20 protein-coding genes are annotated in these 17,408 nt (G+C 40.7%); 6 read left to right on the forward strand and 14 right to left on the reverse strand.

What is annotated here, in order from left to right:
* Positions 1-30: 30 nt before the first annotated feature.
* The gene (locus tag KI743_RS14815; protein WP_285467011.1) at positions 31-183 is read right to left on the reverse strand and encodes a hypothetical protein; all 153 of its coding nucleotides are present in this window, start codon (positions 181-183) and stop codon (positions 31-33) included.
* Positions 184-837: 654 nt separating this feature from the next.
* Here KI743_RS14815 and KI743_RS14820 point away from each other — a divergent pair.
* The 3 genes from KI743_RS14820 (at position 838) to KI743_RS14830 (ending at position 4,306) form a co-directional block, all read left to right on the forward strand.
* The gene (locus KI743_RS14820) at positions 838-1,485 is read left to right on the forward strand and encodes a hypothetical protein (protein WP_029788662.1); all 648 of its coding nucleotides are present in this window, start codon (positions 838-840) and stop codon (positions 1,483-1,485) included.
* Between the two features lie 91 nt (positions 1,486-1,576).
* On the forward strand, positions 1,577-3,205 hold the full coding sequence (locus KI743_RS14825) for a relaxase/mobilization nuclease domain-containing protein (RefSeq protein WP_285467012.1): 1,629 nt from the start codon (positions 1,577-1,579) through the stop codon (positions 3,203-3,205).
* A 258-nt stretch (positions 3,206-3,463) separates the two neighbouring features.
* Positions 3,464-4,306: a hypothetical protein gene (locus KI743_RS14830; RefSeq protein ID WP_285467014.1), complete on the forward strand. Its 843-nt coding sequence runs from the start codon at positions 3,464-3,466 to the stop codon at positions 4,304-4,306.
* Between the two features lie 178 nt (positions 4,307-4,484).
* Here KI743_RS14830 and KI743_RS14835 read toward each other — a convergent pair whose 3' ends face one another.
* Both KI743_RS14835 and KI743_RS14840 read right to left on the reverse strand, forming a co-directional pair.
* Positions 4,485-5,813 carry a DUF3644 domain-containing protein gene (locus tag KI743_RS14835; protein WP_285467015.1) on the reverse strand — a complete coding sequence of 443 codons (1,329 nt, stop codon included), beginning with the start codon at positions 5,811-5,813 and terminating at the stop codon, positions 4,485-4,487.
* Positions 5,814-6,043: 230 nt separating this feature from the next.
* A complete protein-coding gene (locus KI743_RS14840; protein WP_285467017.1) occupies positions 6,044-6,535 on the reverse strand; it encodes a hypothetical protein in 492 nt (163 codons plus the stop codon).
* A gap of 160 nt (positions 6,536-6,695) precedes the next feature.
* Between KI743_RS14840 and KI743_RS14845 the strand changes: the two genes are divergently transcribed.
* Both KI743_RS14845 and KI743_RS14850 read left to right on the forward strand, forming a co-directional pair.
* On the forward strand, positions 6,696-7,103 hold the full coding sequence (locus KI743_RS14845) for a LexA family transcriptional regulator (RefSeq protein ID WP_285467018.1): 408 nt from the start codon (positions 6,696-6,698) through the stop codon (positions 7,101-7,103).
* Entirely contained in the window at positions 7,103-8,362 is a 1,260-nt protein-coding gene (locus KI743_RS14850; RefSeq protein ID WP_285467019.1) for a Y-family DNA polymerase, read from the forward strand. The genes KI743_RS14845 and KI743_RS14850 overlap by 1 nt, the downstream gene beginning before the upstream one ends.
* 68 nt (positions 8,363-8,430) lie before the next feature.
* Here KI743_RS14850 and KI743_RS24645 read toward each other — a convergent pair whose 3' ends face one another.
* The 11 genes from KI743_RS24645 to KI743_RS14900 form a co-directional block, all read right to left on the reverse strand.
* Positions 8,431-8,703: a YkgJ family cysteine cluster protein gene (locus KI743_RS24645; protein ID WP_109173732.1), complete on the reverse strand. Its 273-nt coding sequence runs from the start codon at positions 8,701-8,703 to the stop codon at positions 8,431-8,433.
* Positions 8,703-10,136: a hypothetical protein gene (locus KI743_RS14855; protein WP_285467021.1), complete on the reverse strand. Its 1,434-nt coding sequence runs from the start codon at positions 10,134-10,136 to the stop codon at positions 8,703-8,705. Before KI743_RS14855 ends, KI743_RS24645 begins: the two co-directional genes overlap by 1 nt.
* Before the next feature lie 59 nt (positions 10,137-10,195).
* Positions 10,196-11,188: a hypothetical protein gene (locus KI743_RS14860; RefSeq protein ID WP_285467022.1), complete on the reverse strand. Its 993-nt coding sequence runs from the start codon at positions 11,186-11,188 to the stop codon at positions 10,196-10,198.
* A gap of 2 nt (positions 11,189-11,190) precedes the next feature.
* Entirely contained in the window at positions 11,191-11,583 is a 393-nt protein-coding gene (locus KI743_RS14865; protein WP_109173729.1) for a TerB family tellurite resistance protein, read from the reverse strand.
* 251 nt (positions 11,584-11,834) lie between these two features.
* On the reverse strand, positions 11,835-12,797 hold the full coding sequence (locus tag KI743_RS14870; RefSeq protein WP_285467023.1) for a YafY family protein: 963 nt from the start codon (positions 12,795-12,797) through the stop codon (positions 11,835-11,837).
* Positions 12,798-13,024: 227 nt separating this feature from the next.
* Positions 13,025-13,390 carry an OST-HTH/LOTUS domain-containing protein gene (locus tag KI743_RS14875; RefSeq protein WP_285467024.1) on the reverse strand — a complete coding sequence of 122 codons (366 nt, stop codon included), beginning with the start codon at positions 13,388-13,390 and terminating at the stop codon, positions 13,025-13,027.
* 102 nt (positions 13,391-13,492) lie between these two features.
* Positions 13,493-13,663, reverse strand: a complete 171-nt coding sequence (locus KI743_RS14880; RefSeq protein WP_373417837.1) for an NYN domain-containing protein — start codon at positions 13,661-13,663, stop codon at positions 13,493-13,495.
* 323 nt (positions 13,664-13,986) lie between these two features.
* Positions 13,987-14,277: a hypothetical protein gene (locus tag KI743_RS14885; protein ID WP_285467025.1), complete on the reverse strand. Its 291-nt coding sequence runs from the start codon at positions 14,275-14,277 to the stop codon at positions 13,987-13,989.
* Between the two features lie 28 nt (positions 14,278-14,305).
* Positions 14,306-14,743: an AAA family ATPase gene (locus KI743_RS14890; protein WP_285467026.1), complete on the reverse strand. Its 438-nt coding sequence runs from the start codon at positions 14,741-14,743 to the stop codon at positions 14,306-14,308.
* Positions 14,744-14,828: 85 nt separating this feature from the next.
* On the reverse strand, positions 14,829-15,467 hold the full coding sequence (locus KI743_RS14895; RefSeq protein ID WP_285467027.1) for a hypothetical protein: 639 nt from the start codon (positions 15,465-15,467) through the stop codon (positions 14,829-14,831).
* Between the two features lie 102 nt (positions 15,468-15,569).
* Entirely contained in the window at positions 15,570-15,965 is a 396-nt protein-coding gene (locus KI743_RS14900) for a hypothetical protein (RefSeq protein WP_285467028.1), read from the reverse strand.
* 881 nt (positions 15,966-16,846) lie between these two features.
* On the opposite strand from KI743_RS14900, the gene KI743_RS14905 reads away from it, so the two are divergent.
* Positions 16,847-17,347 (forward strand): hypothetical protein, encoded by a 501-nt coding sequence (locus tag KI743_RS14905; RefSeq protein ID WP_285467029.1) that lies wholly within the window; start codon positions 16,847-16,849, stop codon positions 17,345-17,347.
* Positions 17,348-17,408: the final 61 nt, after the last annotated feature.

Consider the following 17,408-nt stretch of genomic DNA (forward strand, 5'->3'; position numbering starts at 1 on the left):
ATTAATACAAGCATTTGGTTGGCAAGCCCATTAGCGTTTAGTTTTCGCTGCACTACCTAAGGAATCAGCAGGCTTCTCTTTGCTAACCTGCTTTGCTGCCGCATTGACAGCTTGTGCAAAGGATTCAGCTAACTCAGGTGTATAAACTTTACTACCTTTGCGTTGTTTTACTTTATCTGCCATACCTCTCCCACATAACCGCTACTTCAACTCGACAAGTTCGACGAAGTCGGTCAACATACTTACATAGTCAACCTTAAGCATAACGGTATTTCCTCTCCTACTCAATCAATTTGGTTCGATTCGTTAATTATTTACTTAATCAAGCCAAGATAAGAAACCACTACTCCATACCTTTTAAAAGGTAATAAGTTGACTAACTCTAATTTTATATTATACGAAAATTAAGTTATTCCAACATATTACCATTATAAGCAATTTGTTTTTTAATAATCCAACGATACATAATTTACTTTATACAACACAAATTAATTAATTCCGTAAAAAGTTAAAATTATACCAAATATTAACTTTCATGTCAGTTGAACAAATACCATACAACGAATTAAAATATAGAACAGGAACTCTCTGTTTATTCTCACCTGTAAATCTTGACACTGCTCTCCATGAGTGCGAGCAGGAGAATAATCACAATGGTTCCACTAAATTAAAAAACACGGAAACAAGCCAGTACTAATTATTTCTCGTTCCTCGAAATTAATTAGCAGCTTGTCCTGCGGAGCTTCCTCGCTAACGCTGCGGTGCTCGAACCTTACGGTTCTGCGCTTGTCGCTCCGCTCCTCTTTACCACTAATAAAAATAATAAAGGTAACAAGTATGAGTATTTTCGATCTAAGTATCAGAGAAAGACTAGAAAAAATGAGCAAAGCTGAACTTATTGAACAACGTCAGCTTGTGTTCGAAGAACGAGGCGTGTATCGCCATCTACGTGACTCTGAAGAAAAGCTTCAAGCCTTAGAGCTTATTGAACAATACCTCAATAAACCTAGCCGCGGCAGACCACGAAAACCAGCAGAAGCCAAATGCAGTGAACAAGTCAAAATAAATATAACCCCGCAAGAAAGAGCTGACCTCGAGTACCGTAGTACAAAGCTAGGCTACAAACACCTATCCACCTACATGCGTGATATCACTCTGAACCTTACACCAGATCTGCAAGTCAGCCAGATTGAGAGGCCCAGCGTTGATGTATGTGTTCTTGAATCTATCAATGAAGATATCCAGTTCTCAAGCGTTCAACTGATGCATGCCCTGCAAGAGAATGTTTTAGATAAAGAAACAGTAAACCTCATCATCGAATACCTATCATTGATTCAACAAAAACTTGCTGAGCGAGAGCAACAAGAGCTGGGTGAATACAACTCAGATTTCGCTTTGATGCTTGCGAATAGGCATTTGACCCAAGAGCAGCTTCAAAAACTCGCTGACTTCAAAGAACTGCGCGAAGAAGCAACTTACATGTAACCAAGGGGCGACTATGTCGCTCCCTTCCGACCCCGTCGGGTCGAACCTACCGATTCTACTCACCACATTACAATTATAAAAAGGTGTAACTATGGCTATTCACAAAATTTTTAAGACTAAAAATCCAAGCAAAAAACAATCCATTGAAGACCAGTCTGCTGCAACTACCAGCTATGGCGCAGGCACAACCAAAGATCTCCAGCAATGCGTGCGAGTCGAATACGCTTCTGGCAAGTTCAAACCACACGAAGAGAACGACATCATCAGTGAAAAAACACAGTTTCTGATGGCTCACAATATATCCTCACAGCTCCCAACCTTAAAAACACCACACCTTAAAACCCATGAGATGGACTGGTCTGAAATTGGACGTGAGATAGCAAGCTATAAAAGCAAAACTGGTATGCAGAAACCGACTAGCCATCGAATGATCTCTCTTCAAAAAGGCGAACAGCTTGACCTTATGCAATGGCGTAGGCTCGTGAAAAAGTATATGCGTAGGATGGGACTTCAACACACAAAATATGTTGTGTTTATTCATCATGACACTGACCATAGCCATATCCACATCAATTGCGGAGCCATCGATGTCAAAACAAAGAAAGTCGTTAACGAATGGCAGAACCACCCTAAAGCCACGATGGTCATGCGTGAAATTGAAAAGGAATTTGGACTCGGTAGCGTCGCCAATCCAGGCGATAAGATTAACGAAAGGGAAAAGAACTATAAACTAAAGCCCATTCGCATCACACCAAACCAAAAAGCTAAAGGGGGCGATAAAGCCCAAATACGACGCAAATTAGACTTTGTACTTGAGCAAAACAGACTACTAGATATCACGCCGACTCTTCCAATTTTCGTCGAGCAACTAGAAGCTGTTGGTGTTCAAGTTAGGCTTAGTTACAAATCTCAAACAGACAAGCTACCCAACGGGATGTCCTATCGTTTGAGTAAGCCCAATAAATCACGAAACAAGACTAACAGGCCAGCCTTGTACTTTCCTTCTTCAAAGATGGGACACGGCAACGCATATTCCCTAAAAAACCTGCTGAATAACGATCGATTTACAATGACCGAAAGTGACAGTCAAAGCCTTAAACAGTTAAATATTCTTGAATCTAAGCGTGCTTATGCCATTGTCAAAGACCCAATCCAGACCATAGAGAATGAGCACGGCCATCTGCTGAGTCATGATGACCGCCACTGCAATGTGGTGCTTCGCTTCAGAGCCAAAGACTTCACAAAGATCAATAAAGCTCTCAAGTACTCACGCCTGCGAACTTACCTTCAACTATACAACGAGGGGGGTTCAAGAGAATACGATCCCAAGCTTCATGGCTTTGTTTTCAGGGTGAAAATTAATCAAAAATGGCATAAGGAACGCTACAGCAAATCTTGGTTCAATTCTCCCAAAATGACTCGTGATGAATACTCTGCATTGGTCAATCAACATCTGGCAGAGCTATTGATTGAGTTCATTGAATCATTGCTGCATATGTTGGGCTTTGGTTCCCCTTCTATTGATGCAGAAAGCCATCTGGGAGACTACAAAGAGCAACAAGACTTCCAGTTAAGGCGCGATGACGGACTACATACCATCCACACCATCCCCCAAATTCTAAATGCTATACAAGATGCAAACGCAAGCGGACATATCGAACGCTACTTAGAGATGTGCAAGGAGCAAGGGCTAGATCTAACCTTAAAAAGTAAGCTCTAGCTGACTAATTTTAGTCAACTTACTATGGCTCCTAATCAGAATAATAAGTTGACTAAAATTCTTTTTCAAATATAAATAAATCAATTACCAAACAAACTAATACAGAGTAATCATTAACTTAACAACCCAAAAATAAAAACATCTACGAATTCATATTCAATAATAAAAATATGTCAAATAACTTTTTATTGCATAGATAAAAATAAGAATTTACTATTTAAACAACCTTACTAATAAATATAATAAAAAGGACAACTTATGCTCAGTGTAATTGAAGCAAATAAAATCATTTCCGATATGAGAGAAGAAAACGCAAATACTGCAAACATTAAGGTATGGTATCAATTGCGTCTACCACGTGATAATGGTAAGTCTATATCCGTAAGAGGCACTGTTATTGATAGAGACTCTGTCGTCTCATCTGAGGTTATCTTCCAGATCCCACTTGATACCGCTACTAAAATACCAAACTCAAAGTACGACATAGAGCGTAGATACGCCACAGAGCACTTTCAACCGCACATCATGTCTCTAAAAGACAGCTACTTCGAGAAAATTCAGGTGTATCTCAAACTAGCAGTCAAAGAAAACCTCGAACGCGTGGCAAACATTGAACGAGGAACTGTTACTCTCGAAAACGGCGATAACGTCCATCAATTTGCGTCCCCTATCCACCATTTGTGTGAAACCATTGGCCAGATAGAGCGTATTGATGGCAGTCGCACTATTGAGTCAAGAGGATTAGAACTAAAAGCGGATGAAGCCGAAGACATTCAACAAGCTCTGGCTCGTCTAGAATCAATACTGGCGAATATGGGGTACGGCTGCAAAAGCTTCAATGTAGAGAAGTATCAAAATGACGAGATTGCCCAGTTTATGGATAACAAGTATGACATGGGCCGAATGATTGGAGGCCTAGATAAGCTTGAGAAGCAATCAAAGTTCGAACAAGACTGCTTAGCCCGTTTCAGTAACTGCGATGAAAGCTTATTGACGCCGCTTTCAGAGAACGCTACTTCCAACACCACATCTCGCGTTAGAGCAATCTTTGAAGCGTTAAGGGGAAGAGCCGTAAAAGTAGGCAAAAAGTCTAATTCATGACGATACATGGGGCTCTTTCGAGCCCCTATTTCACACAGTGCAGTAGGTTCAATACGTTTGGGGTATGTGAATAATATCCAATGTAGACTATTGCAAGGCTTGGTTAAATCCTATCCTGTGAGTCACGACAACTAATTGCTTTATTCCTACTAAACGACAAGAGCCTTACTTCTCGCGATCAAGCAGGAATTGCTTGCTTCTTCTTTTTCTTTTTAGCTTGAGCCTTAGCTTGCTTGATAAAGTCGTCTTTATTGGTAATTTGCTTAATAAGCTCATCAACTGCATCTTGAGAGTATATGTGTCTATCTGACACCTTTTGATAATGATGAAACTTGTTGCAACCTCCTTTCCAGTTCAATTTTACAACTGCTGATTGAAAGCAATGCTTATTTATAATTGGTTTACCCGAGTTTCTATCACGAGCTTCTAAACACTTTTCTAGTTTTGCAATATCGTAGTCATCAGATAGCGCTTTGTTTATTGCAGCAATAGCAGTCTTCTCAGTATAGGTATGGGTCTTCTCTGGGTCGACTTGCTTCTCTACTACAAGTGCCTTTTTCAATTTCTCTAGATCTTGAGTTTTGCCATTAGCAGCAGCCAGTATTATCTGACTATCTTTCTCATCACGTGCGTACACAAGTGATACATTGATTGGAATGGCGAATTCTATGTCATCTTCTTCCTCAATCTCATCTTGCACAGTTTTTGCCAACTCAAGCATATCTTCAGCTGCCTTACCATAAAGTGAACGCAGTACAGGCTCGGGTGGCATTTTAAAATCTCCAACAAGGGATATCATTCCAGCATGCTGAGCTTGCATAAATGGCACCTCTGCGAATTCCTGGAATTTTGATGAGTAATTGAGCACTCCAGATTGGAAAATGCGAGAGGCCAAGCCTTGAAGCTCTGGCATTAGTAAGTGAACCGCACCATCACGCCAATCTGCAATCCGAGCAATATTCTTTCTCACGCTATCACTATCTTTGAAAAGTTTTTCTAAACATTTTCTTAAAGATATCGTTTTCTTAACCCCCTGTTTGTTCACCTTCTCAAATACAGCTTCCTCGCCATCTTGTTCAATGATGATTGCCTTGAGCAGTTGCTCCCATGCTGTTGAATACATCATGACAAAACCATCCAACTTGTTTTCAAGTGAAGGCCTGTTGTATAGCTCGAGAGCCAGCATCATATTGTCTTTAGATTTTTTGAGAAGAGCCTTAGCCAAGTTAGATTTGCACTTATGACCCAACTCTTGATAGTGCTTACTTTGAGATAGACGCTTTTTGAATTCAATAAAGCTAACATCCAGAACATTTATCGCCTCATAGGTGTTGGGTTCTATTTCGGCTAAGAACTGAGTTATCTGTCCCTTGCCGTAATACGAACTGAACGTACTTTGTTTCCAGCCCACTTGTTCTAGCAAGTCTTCCCTAGTGAATGTCGTATTCTGCCCCTGATGTTTTTGCAGAAACTGATACAGTAGTAGCTGTCGATCAACTTTAGCCATTTGATTTCCACCAACATAAACAACATATTGCAATGTATAGTATTGAATAATAACTAAGAGGTCAGAGAGTAGCTTCAAAGTATCGGATAATACTCGGATACTTCGCATCACAGCTTTCGGTCGCTTAGGTGAAAACTGGGGCTTGTGTGCCTAAGGTTTGGGACAAAACGTACAATTTCCCGCCCTACACACAGACTCAAAGTCACGCTTTGATGTTTTCTGCTTCAGCTTCACCCGCCCGAAATGCCCCTAACCTCTTTCCTAGGGATCATTCGATAGTCTCCCAGCTTCCAATCGTCGACAAATACGTCGAATTCGTTTTTTCCTAGCAAATCGATAGGACGAGCGGTCAGATATTCACTCTGTCTGGCCTCTGCCGACACCAGTTCATCATGGGCTTTTGAGTCACCGCAACTCAAAGCTTTCTCGACCAACTGGTAAGGCGCAACCGCTTTGCACATCAGCACGGTTTTCTCAGCAAATAACCAGTACAGGACATCAATGTCATCTCGGCCTGACCTTAAGTCATCGAGATGCCTCTTTAGTTGACTTTGTAATTCCATGTTTTCATCAAACTGAAACACTGGGTAAAGCCGCCAACCATTTATATCTAGACACAACCGTTTTAGACTCCCCTCTTCGACCACCTCATCAGTATAAAACTCGAGTTCATTAAGCAAATTCTTAACCACATTAAGTCGCCTTTGATCTAGTTCCTTCATTACATTCGTCCTCATAAATGTTCAATTATCAAGAACATAGAAACAAATCTTCAAAACGCCAAATTAAAATTGCCTAGATATTGGACAAACAGGCCACACGCACTTGCCAAGAAAGCTTTTCCATACCAAAATAATACTGTTTATTTGTACAGTATTATTTATGACGGTTATCCCAATTAACGCACATGCTGGTATCACTGGATTCGAGTCGCCAGCAGCCGAATACACTCAACAATCGCTCGATCTCGACGAACTTCTCGTAGAGCACCCTAGCGCAACTTTCATTGGCCAAGCCTGTGGTGACTCTATGCAAGGGCTGGGAATATTTGACCGAGATTTACTAATCGTTGATAGGCATGTAGATGTTAAACAACACGACGTTATCGTCGCGAATCTCAATGGAGAGTTCATATGTAAGCAGATCGACATACATCGTAAGCTATTACTCTCTGCAAACGACAAGTTTCACCCAATTCTTATCACTGAATGTGATTCTTTCTCTTTAGAGGGGGTAGTCATCCGATCCATACGTTGCCATAGACCAAGTCACCTGCTGAGAACAAAATAATGTATGCCTTAGTCGATGCGAACTCATTTTATTGTAGTGCTGAGCAAGTCTTCCGTCCCGACTGGCGAGGTAAGCCCGTCGTTGTTCTTTCCAACAACGACGGATGCGTAGTAGCTGCAAATCGACAAGCCAAGGAAGCGGGTATAGAGAAGTTCAAACCTTTCTTTCAAGTTAAAGCACTTTGTGAACAGAAAGGAGTCATTGCCTTATCATCAAATTACGAATTGTATGCCGATCTCTCGTCCAAAATGATGCAAGTAATTGGTCGATTCGCTCCAGAGCAACACATCTACAGTATCGATGAATCTTTCCTATCATTCGAACGTTGTGACACTGCCATTCCATGCCTGAAAACGCATGGAATGAAGCTGAGACGAGCTGTGTGGCGAGAATGTCGATTACCCGTTTGTGTTGGCTTTGGCCCAACTCTTACACTAGCAAAAATCGCTAACCATGCCGCTAAGAAAATACAAGGGTATAACGGAGTTTGTGTTCTCGATAGCGAGCAAGAGCGCAGAACCATACTGTCGAAGCTCGGTGCAGGTGACATCTGGGGCATAGGTAAAAAAATACAAGCTCGTTTGAAGTTTATGGGCATCAATACAGCTTTAGAACTCGCTGACTATCCACCAGCATTAGCTCGTAAAGAGTTTAACGTCGAAATCGAACGCACTATCCGTGAACTCAATGGCCAACCATGTAAAGCTTGGGATCAATCAAGGGCAGACAAAAAACAAATCTATTCTACGAGAAGCGCAGGTCAGCGCATTACCGACTTAGAATCATTACGCCAGGCTTTGGCAAAGCATGCGAATATAGCCTCTTCAAAGGCGCGTCAGCAAAACAGTCTGTGTAAAGTGATGTTATGCTTCGCCAATAGCTCCCCCTACGATGAGAAGGCTGTAACGCGTAGAGCGATACATAGGTTTGCCTACCCTACTTCAGATGTCACACAGATCACCAAAGCTGTCACTTTACTCGCAGAAGAACTATTTTGTGAAGATGTTCGCTTTTACAAAATTGGCGTTGGATTGTTGGATTTAACTGATGGGAAGAACGAGCAGTCAGATCTATTTAACCCCATGCCCAACGACCCAAAACTCATGTCTGTTTATGATTCGTTGAACCAACGTTATGGTTCTGACACCTTATTCCTAGGAGCACAAGGAATAGGGCAGAAATGGGGCATGCGGCGTGAGATGCTAACGCCGCACTACACAACGAAATGGCACGACTTGCCAGTTATCAAGTGTGGTTAAACTGACCTATTTATTATTTGACGCATAGCCACTACTCTATTCAGGCTTCTAGGTTCATCCGATAGTTGTCATAGAGATTGCTTTTTCTCAGGAAGTGCTGCGCATACCTCCAGATTTAGCTCAACAAAATGATCCCAAGTATACTGTTCTGAAAACCGAGACAAATACTGTAGTTCTACCTGGCAAATATCTGGCCTATCTTCATAAATGGAACAGAGCTTTGTATCTAGGTCTAGATGCTTACAATGTCCATCTCCCCTATCTAGAAACTTCGTTTCATCAGAGAGATGAACATTAGAGCAGCATTTACCACATTGGTAACAAGGAAAAGTGTAGGTCATCAGAATTTAAATGAATCCTCAGAACACATCATACTGTCAAATTCTTCAAACGATCTATAAGGCAAAACAGTTCCAAACTGATCACTTATGGCATTCAATGCTTCTAAGCACTGATCTGGTTCCCAATCATTCATCGCCAAGTCAAATGAGTCAAATGCTGAGATAAACAATTGCTTTCGCACCTCAAAATGCTGGTCAAGCTGTTGCTGAAGGGCTATGCGGTTCTGGCGAATTTGAGGAACCGCGGCAAGGCAAAGAGCCTGTATCTGGCGTCTTCTTTCTTTTGCTGCCTTCACTAATTGACTATCCCCGAGTGCCACTAGACCTGATTGGTGAATCAAATTGCCAATCATATACCCAACACCAGCTCCGACAATGGAACCGACGACAGGAATAGGAATCATAACTTGGCCTAAAGCACCATAATAAAATGATGCCGAACTGGTTATCGCTGTATGTGTGATTTCATCACTTAGCTGTTCAAGTTCTATGTCTCCTTTAAGGTAACTAATCATGGATTTACTAGAACTAATGATACCTGAAGCAATTGCAACAGGGGCATTGCTTCTTGCTAGTGCTTTTGAAACACCGTCACCTAAGACGTGCGTTGCGGAATGCGTTATGCCTTTACTTAACGCTGTTACTGTATATCCTGTCGCATATCCTTTTGCTGTCGATATAGCAATGTTTACGGTTGCTTCACCTAACTCACGTTCTCCTTTATATACTTTATAAAACTCTGTAACGCTGCTGGTAGTCCCGCTTAATGCTGCACCAATATTGCCCGCTCTTTTCCCTGACTCGTGCATATCGACAAATGTGGCTTCCAGTTTAGACTGATTAGCTATGTCTTCTGCTACTTGGGAGTCGGTGGCTTTTAGCGCCTCATTATAAGTTGTCCCCGAGGAGCTAATTTCACCATATTCAAGTGACTCAGTAAGATTCCTATAGGTTTGTTCGTAGTCTTCGGCCTTGAGTGTCCCTGCTTCAATTCTCTTTTCAAGAAGTTCTTTGATTTTTTTTACTTGATCTTGAGGTGCTAATCTCTGCATCTCTTGATATTTTTCATTTGACAATGCAAATGCACTTCGTGCGGCACTATTACAAGACTTAGCTTGAACTTCCCTTAAGGTTTCTTTACCGTTAGATATAATGATATCGACAGGATCCGTTGGAAAGCCCATACTCGCAGTCGTCTTTGCAAAAAGGTCACTATCTTTTTTTAGAGCATCTAAGTTAAATTTGATAACTTCAAGCTGTTCGAACATATGACCTTGAGCTTTATCAGCTGCGACATTTTTCCATTTTTCTGCGAGCTCTACTAAATGTTCACTATCTTCAAAAATATTGAACGTTCTTTCTGTGAATCTCTTCGTAGCAGCATCAGCTGTGTATCCACCCAAAATGGATATAAAGTCATCTTGTTTTTTCATAATTGAAAGCCTTGGTTCAAACAAGTAGGAAGGCATCAATGCCTTCCCATTTCGCTCTGTTACGCGATAATTTTCTTTGTATCTTCCAGCACCGTTCGAGATTCAGGTGTCAGGGTACCCTCTTGATCTATGATCGGAGCTTCCAGCAAGTTCTTTAAAACTTTTGCGGTTGACGCTACGATCATTACTCCCTTACGATCTTCTTCGGAATACGTACTATAGTTCGTATTTGATTCGACCAACTCGTTAAATGACTTTAGCAATGGCTGGAATCTAAGATCCAAGCTACATAAGACTTTGGCTATTTCTTCAAACCTCAGGCGTATTCCACTCGCTGCAACCATAGCTTCTTTCATCTGCTCTGATGCTAATTCAGCCTTATCAAGGTTTGCGTATGCGTCTTCTTTCGCGGCTTCAGCCTTTGAAGCCATCATCATCCCACCAACGGCAAGTACTGGCCCCGCGACAACACCGCCTAAAACCATCATGCCACCTGCCATACCATAGCCCCCCGCAGCAAGGGAGCCTCCACCTAACCATGCTAAAGTGGCATTAGTCGCAGCAGCACCACTCAGAGTACCTATCGCTGTGCCTGTTGATGCAGTGCCTAGAACACCAACTCCACCGTAAGCAGCTAAACCAGCAAGACCACCACTACCAAGAGCGGTTATCCCATCTGAGAGAACACCTTTTATATCTAATACACTGGTTTTCATTCGTGCGAGTTCCTCAGCACTCACAACTGGTAAATTCGTAGCGTCATCCAAGCTACTGTCATCAAATGAAATATTCTTTATTTTCGAAAAAGCATCAACAAATGGAATGATTGATTCATCATAGATTTTGTATTTAACTCGACCTAAGTCTTCCATCGCTTTCTGTGTTGACTCACGCTCATTTTCTAAGTCGGACTTTGCCTCATCAAACATTACTTGCGCACGTCTATTAATACTTTTCGCAGTATCAAAGTCATCTTTTGCATCGATGCCTTTTTTAACGCCGTATCCTCCCGCAACAATAGCGGCACCTGCTAATATAAATGGTAAAGGCATCGTTACATCTCCATGAACAAGTTAGCTTCTTTAACGAGAATCATTTGGCGCTTGACCCAACTTTCCATGTCAGTAAGCAAGCTAGAAGAAATACCTAGGACTTCCGCGACATGTCCAATAATTGCCTTTTCACTCTCATGATATGTTTCATCTGCATAAGCAACACCAATCAGTTCCAACATAAAGGCCACTTTCTGATGCCTATGCTCAAACATGTTTCCTAGTTCTTCCAAACCGAGCTCACGATCGAAATTTAAATTGGCTTCACACTGTGAGCGAATAGTGCCTAACATAAGCTCTTCTTTTTCGTCGATATATCCGTCGATGGCTATAATCTTTTTTGCAAAAGAAAACAATGCGGTCTGTTGTTCACTGTTTAAATGTTGAATAAACATATTTTTCCCTTTTTATTGTTAGATTTCACTGATTAATTGAGAACATCTAGTTGACGTTGTAAGTTACCTACTGCTCTCATATAACTTCTTACACGTGAAGTGCCACCCTAGCGACCAATTAACATGTTCGAGTTAGTTACTTCCGCGTATCTGTTGAATTGGACAAACATAGTTTAATGTTGAATCGCGTAATAACTAATGGCCATTCAAGACGTTACATGATTCATATTTTTAATTTGATGGATAAATTCTCATATTTCACAATCAGTAAACCCAACATCCCATATCAGGTCACCGAAACCTGAGATCCACCTATCCAGTTGCTTTGACTTAACAACAGTAGCGGCAACAATAAAAAAGTCAGAATGCTCTTCGATAGTTTGATCACTAGATAGAGGCGTTTCTTTTAGATAGAAGCCTGCATGCTTAGTGATACAAAATCGAATCGAGCATTTATCACCTTCACCGAAACCAAAGCGACCATCCAGATAATACTGATTGAGCTTAAACTCTTTTGGCCTATCAAATTTAAATGTTGAAGTAGTGGCTTTCTTAATTCGATGGATAGCCACTGTTCGTTCATTGTCGTAACCATCAAAACGGCAAACCAAATATAAACGTTGACCTTGCTGTGCCAATCCTAGAGGCATAACCAATGATGTTTTTTGTCTTTGATTTGCATTGACATAGTCGATTGTAAGATAACGGTTATGATAGAGAGCATCACTCACTTGCTTGAAAACTACGTTATCAATCTGAGGTGGTAGTAGTGGCAATGTCTCACTAACCACCGCTACTTTTTTAAGCCATTCGCGATCTTTCAAACTTCCAGTAGTTGGATTTAGTTGATATTTTGCTTCCTGAAAAAAGACTTCCAACGAAGATGTGAGATTCGCAGGTAACAAATACTTCAAATGTTCTTGCGCTAAACTAAGCAACAACGCATCGACTGACGACAGTTTAGGCAGAGAAATCTCGTCGGCCCCTTTATTCCAGCGATAGCCATAGGGTTTTGTACGATCATCTCTCAAGATTTCAAAATGTTCGCAAAGCATTTCTAAGCTTCTCTGCACAGTCCTAAGCTCGCGAGCAATTCCAACTTCGTTTAACTGGCGGTGCAGTTCACGCGCTGTAACATGATGTGACCTAGGTATCCGCTTTAACAATTCAAATGCAACAACAAGAGATTCGCTTGTACTCGTTCGCTTAGCCATACTTAGGATCACCAACCACTAGAAATGCGTCATGCTCAACACAACAAAACTTTGAACGTCATTAATTCATATTGATCTGTTTAATAAACCACTTGCACTTCAATATGCAACCATTAGTTAAGCAACTGTTGACATCATAACAAACAAGCTAACTATAACGTGCTATGCGTCAAATTGTGTCGCAACAAAGATTCGATAACACACTTCATCTGACTAACCGCACATCCTTACTGCTTACTGCCTTTTGTCACCAGTCTAAATTCCAAACCAGATAGCTTCGATTGACGTGTCGAGTAACGGTTAGGGAACTTGTCGAAAAAGTCAGACAGCTTCTTCAGGCCATAATTACGCGGATCAAAGTCAGGTTTCAAGCGTTTGAGATACTGCCCTACTTCACCTAGTTTGGCCCAGCCTGATTTATCACGATAGTTTTGCCATGCTCGGTGCATCAGTTGCCAAATTTCTTTCTCTACAACATTGATTTGAGTGGATTGTTGAGGAGCTTGCGGGGACTCATCCTGTGACTTATCTCCGTTGAGGTTTTCAATGGCAACAAAGTCATCACAAGCATTTTTAAACGATGCGGGTTTCATTGCCTTACCAACCCCTATGACGTACATTTCAGACTATCTCAACCTTGTAGCTAAGCTCGTAAAATCACTATCACTTGAGACAAGCGCAAAAGCATCGAACTGTTAACTATAGAGCAGATCCATCGCATGAATAATCATGAGTGCATCGGTCGAATTTTTGCCTGTGGTATACGCAAATTGCTGTTTTGCCTGAATAGCAAGCTCATTTAGGGCCTGTTTCCAGTTCTTGAGTTGATCAGCCGAGAAGTCGCCGTATGCACGCTTAACGATGATTTGTCCATAACTTGATAGTTCTTTAGACGATGGAAGTCAGTTTAGCATGTGAAGTGTTTTCTGAATCAATGAGAACGGCAATTTTTTCGACTACTCATATAAGATTTCCTTATTATATACAAAGACATAGTATCTAAGTGATGAATAAAATGTCGCCAATTGCTTATCAAATTAATGAGTCCCCCACCATGGGCTGAGCCCATGAATCTATCGACTTGTTCAAAGCGAAGCTTTGGGTATCGAAAGCCACTTTTACTTTTATTATATATAAATAGAGAAAGTGGCCTATCGGTGCTGAAGTGACAATATAACCCTAGAGAGAGTTAGCTGGGAAAATGAACGATATTATTTACCTCATAACGCTCCCAACCATCGCCATTCGAAGTCATATATTCAATGAGTTCTTTATTACAGACCTTACTGACACTGGCAATTAGAAGCCCTTCTTGCAAAGTTCCACCAACAGTTGAAACAAAGTACTTCATTCCTTGAGCAACCGAATCTTGAAATCCAGATTCAGTCATTCCCTTTGCCATGGCGCCTAAATCGGTTAACGCTTTTGCTTCAAATATCTTTAGATTCTGATTAGTTTTAGTATTGATTAGATTTATCATGATTTGACCCTTTTTGTCCTATAGCTTCTTACTGTACTAGTGACTCATTTGAGCGCTGAGAACACTTTGGTGTTTTAAGGGCAAACTCTTCGAACTGCTCTTTCATTCGGCAAACAACCTCTTCAGGAACATCATGTACGTTGGGATACTCGCCCTTCGCTTCAAGCACTAAAATGTCTAGTTCCAACCCTAAGGATTGGATAGCCTTCAAATAGCCTATAATTTCCCACTTTTCGATGAACGTATTTGCAATCACAACGTCATCTCCAGCAAGTAACAAACGCTTCATTTCCAATTGGCACCACGCGTGTGCATCCTTGATAAAACGACGATCGTGACGATACTTTCCATCTTTATGGACAAAAAACTGATCAGCTTCAACTAGAGTCGCATCCATATCAAGAGCCATCGTTGTTTTCCCTGAACCTGGGATACCACGTATTAGTGTAACTTTTTGCTTGTTCATTTTATTTACCTTTATTTTAAATTTTTAGTGGTGTGAATAGCCAGCCGCACAGCTTATGAACAGCCAGCTTACAGTGAATTTTTGACTACTTGATTATCTTGAAATCAAACCGATCGTCTTGATGTATTTCAGGGATCTTTGAAGGAATTCGAAAGCGAAGCACAGAGTTTTCTTCGAGGATGGTCGCCCAATTCTTTTGCGAACCTCCAGAAGTCGCGTGACCAGAAATAAGCGCAATATCGTTATCAATAAGAGCACCTGAATCACGTCCAAAAGCTCTACAAAGCGGGCGCCCTAGGAACTCTATGCCTTTACCATATTCGCGAATTTCTTCGATTGCGGTAATCTCCAATGTTACGGGTGCACTATTGTAGACTTCATCCAGCTCTTCAACCTTATCAGCGACAAAGCCAGGAAATATCCATGCCTTTTGCTCTTTATCCCACGAGCCACCTAGCTTTCGACACTTTTTAACTAGCAAAGAGTTGTAATCTGCCTTGAGCGACACTACGCCCTCTTCTGCTTGAGCTTCCGCACTAGCGCTTAGTTTGTAAATTAAGTCCGTACCGTACTTAGTTCGTACAGAGATATCTTCTACTGCCAGACATTGCTCACCAAGCTCTAAGTTTTCAGAGTTTGAATCAATAAGCAGCTTACATTTTCGTTTGCCATCTGTCTCTGCTGCAAAATATTTGCGGTTTCTTTTTATTATATTGAGAATCATTGCTGTTCCTTTTTATTTATTAATCATAGTGTTGGATCCCCCCTTAATTTTTGTGTTTAAGCTGTAGCAGATCCCCCTCCGACTAGAGCTTATTAGTCAGCCCTATATGTCTGGACAAACTATCCTTTGCATATCACGAGTAGTTTTGTAAGCAATTTGCTCTTTATACTTCTCTAGATTACGGATCTGGATATCTGCTGGTATTCCCGTGTCACGGCGAACACCTATCAGCTTCCAACCTTTGGCGTTTCGAACTAAGTCTACGAATGTGGCTTCTGGTACCCCATTGTATGAACTGACTACCTTGGTATAAACCGTGATACTAACTTCGATACCACGTTGATCTTTCTTGTAAAGTACATCATCCAAACTCCGTTGCAGTGTGCTTAACTTTTTATAAACATTTTCCAGAGATAGATTTCTTGCTCGCGATCTTGATTGTGCTTTCTCAAGTTCTTCCTTTAAGTTAGGAATCTCTGTGTGGGATTTTTTTGTCATTGCAAAAAGCCTTTATCTTTTTGTGATACTTGTCTTCTTATTATTGTTTTTGCGTTCGAAAGAGATCATAACCTCAAGGCATACAAACTTAAACCATTGAATTTAAAGAAAATTATTATAAATAATAATTTTAAATCCTGATTATTATTTATAATAAAAATTGACGACGAGAAAACACTTGTATTCAAGTGGTTATAAATTTGCGGGCCAATTTCTGTAAAGTACTTCTTCTAAGATGAGCTGATAAATCAAATATCAAATAAGTGACATGCATCACAATTAACTCTTTACTGGTTAATCAATGACTCATGTGATGAGCTTAAGGAATGTCAATTCTTAATCGTATTAAGAATTCTTAATCGTGTTAAGAACTGCTAAGAAGTGCCCCATGAGCTATGCTAAAATTCTAAGACGATGAGCTTCCAAACAAAGGTCTTGAACAGACATTTTGTTATTTGCTCCATGAACAGGGAAACTGACTCTTCAGAACAGGAACACAGAATTTGGGCACCTTATCACTGTATATCTGCCGTACATATGGTGATCAAAGTCACAAATATTGTAGAATAATCAAATTCTTGCTTGTCGATACATTTCAATTTACTACTGTTATCAACTCCAAAGCTGATGCTTTGGTACTCAGGTATACATTTCTTTTGATTCGTGTATCCAACTGTTAATAAAAATACTAATAACCCCATGTTCAGCTTATCTGAACACGTGTGAATTGTATTTTATTGGCAAATGGAGACATGATGAACCATTCAAAAATCCGACTTAGATATCCATCTCAACACTGCATAACTGCGGTGGTTTTGTCGTGTCTGAAAAATATTCAAGTCTAGAAAAAACCTTGGATAGCCAACAGGAGTAATACAAGAATGAGCAAATTTAACATTAGCGAAACAACACAAGTCGCTTATTTGACTAGTGATTCGGAATCCAACTTATACATCACAGACACATGCCCTATTAACGCAAAAGTATTTATCAAAGCTCCGAGAATCGTTTGCAACATGCTGTTAAATAATTTGCTGAGTGCACTAGCTATGGCTGACTTTGATGTCAGAAACGAAAAATATATCATTGTGCCAAAAGACTCCAATAGCGTTCACGAGTTGCTCGGGTATTACACGTCTCAGTTTGGATGTTATTCACAATATCTGGTTATTCTTGACGAAGATTGCGACGGCTACCCTAGAGGAAGATTTGAGTTCAACACAAATCTAAAGAAGAAATTATTCGATGATTATAGTCGACAGGGTAAGAACTTAGATTTACTCCAAGTTGCCAGTGGCATTGCTGTGGACGCTTTGAGTATAAGGCAGTTTCATGGACATGTAGAAGTAGTAAATCGGTTTGGATCTAACCCTCTCATTTGAAAAGTACTAACACTGCTCAATCACTTAAGGCGCATCCACAAAAAGAGTCAGTCATCGATTG

The sequence above is a fragment of the Vibrio sp. D420a genome, from assembly GCF_030248625.1.
Lineage (GTDB): Bacteria > Pseudomonadota > Gammaproteobacteria > Enterobacterales > Vibrionaceae > Vibrio > Vibrio fortis_A.

What these genes read in the sequence shown, in the direction of transcription:
- KI743_RS14815 (WP_285467011.1), bottom strand. Translation starts at nt 183, where the DNA reads ATGGCAGATAAAGTAAAACAACGCAAAGGTAGTAAAGTTTATACACCT.
- KI743_RS14820 (WP_029788662.1), top strand. Translation starts at nt 838, where the DNA reads ATGAGTATTTTCGATCTAAGTATCAGAGAAAGACTAGAAAAAATGAGC.
- KI743_RS14825 (WP_285467012.1), top strand. Translation starts at nt 1,577, where the DNA reads ATGGCTATTCACAAAATTTTTAAGACTAAAAATCCAAGCAAAAAACAA.
- KI743_RS14830 (WP_285467014.1), top strand. Translation starts at nt 3,464, where the DNA reads ATGCTCAGTGTAATTGAAGCAAATAAAATCATTTCCGATATGAGAGAA.
- KI743_RS14835 (WP_285467015.1), bottom strand. Translation starts at nt 5,813, where the DNA reads ATGGCTAAAGTTGATCGACAGCTACTACTGTATCAGTTTCTGCAAAAA.
- KI743_RS14840 (WP_285467017.1), bottom strand. Translation starts at nt 6,535, where the DNA reads ATGAAGGAACTAGATCAAAGGCGACTTAATGTGGTTAAGAATTTGCTT.
- KI743_RS14845 (WP_285467018.1), top strand. Translation starts at nt 6,696, where the DNA reads ATGACGGTTATCCCAATTAACGCACATGCTGGTATCACTGGATTCGAG.
- KI743_RS14850 (WP_285467019.1), top strand. Translation starts at nt 7,103, where the DNA reads ATGTATGCCTTAGTCGATGCGAACTCATTTTATTGTAGTGCTGAGCAA.
- KI743_RS24645 (WP_109173732.1), bottom strand. Translation starts at nt 8,703, where the DNA reads ATGACCTACACTTTTCCTTGTTACCAATGTGGTAAATGCTGCTCTAAT.
- KI743_RS14855 (WP_285467021.1), bottom strand. Translation starts at nt 10,136, where the DNA reads ATGAAAAAACAAGATGACTTTATATCCATTTTGGGTGGATACACAGCT.
- KI743_RS14860 (WP_285467022.1), bottom strand. Translation starts at nt 11,188, where the DNA reads ATGCCTTTACCATTTATATTAGCAGGTGCCGCTATTGTTGCGGGAGGA.
- KI743_RS14865 (WP_109173729.1), bottom strand. Translation starts at nt 11,583, where the DNA reads ATGTTTATTCAACATTTAAACAGTGAACAACAGACCGCATTGTTTTCT.
- KI743_RS14870 (WP_285467023.1), bottom strand. Translation starts at nt 12,797, where the DNA reads ATGGCTAAGCGAACGAGTACAAGCGAATCTCTTGTTGTTGCATTTGAA.
- KI743_RS14875 (WP_285467024.1), bottom strand. Translation starts at nt 13,390, where the DNA reads ATGAAACCCGCATCGTTTAAAAATGCTTGTGATGACTTTGTTGCCATT.
- KI743_RS14885 (WP_285467025.1), bottom strand. Translation starts at nt 14,277, where the DNA reads ATGATAAATCTAATCAATACTAAAACTAATCAGAATCTAAAGATATTT.
- KI743_RS14890 (WP_285467026.1), bottom strand. Translation starts at nt 14,743, where the DNA reads ATGAACAAGCAAAAAGTTACACTAATACGTGGTATCCCAGGTTCAGGG.
- KI743_RS14895 (WP_285467027.1), bottom strand. Translation starts at nt 15,467, where the DNA reads ATGATTCTCAATATAATAAAAAGAAACCGCAAATATTTTGCAGCAGAG.
- KI743_RS14900 (WP_285467028.1), bottom strand. Translation starts at nt 15,965, where the DNA reads ATGACAAAAAAATCCCACACAGAGATTCCTAACTTAAAGGAAGAACTT.
- KI743_RS14905 (WP_285467029.1), top strand. Translation starts at nt 16,847, where the DNA reads ATGAGCAAATTTAACATTAGCGAAACAACACAAGTCGCTTATTTGACT.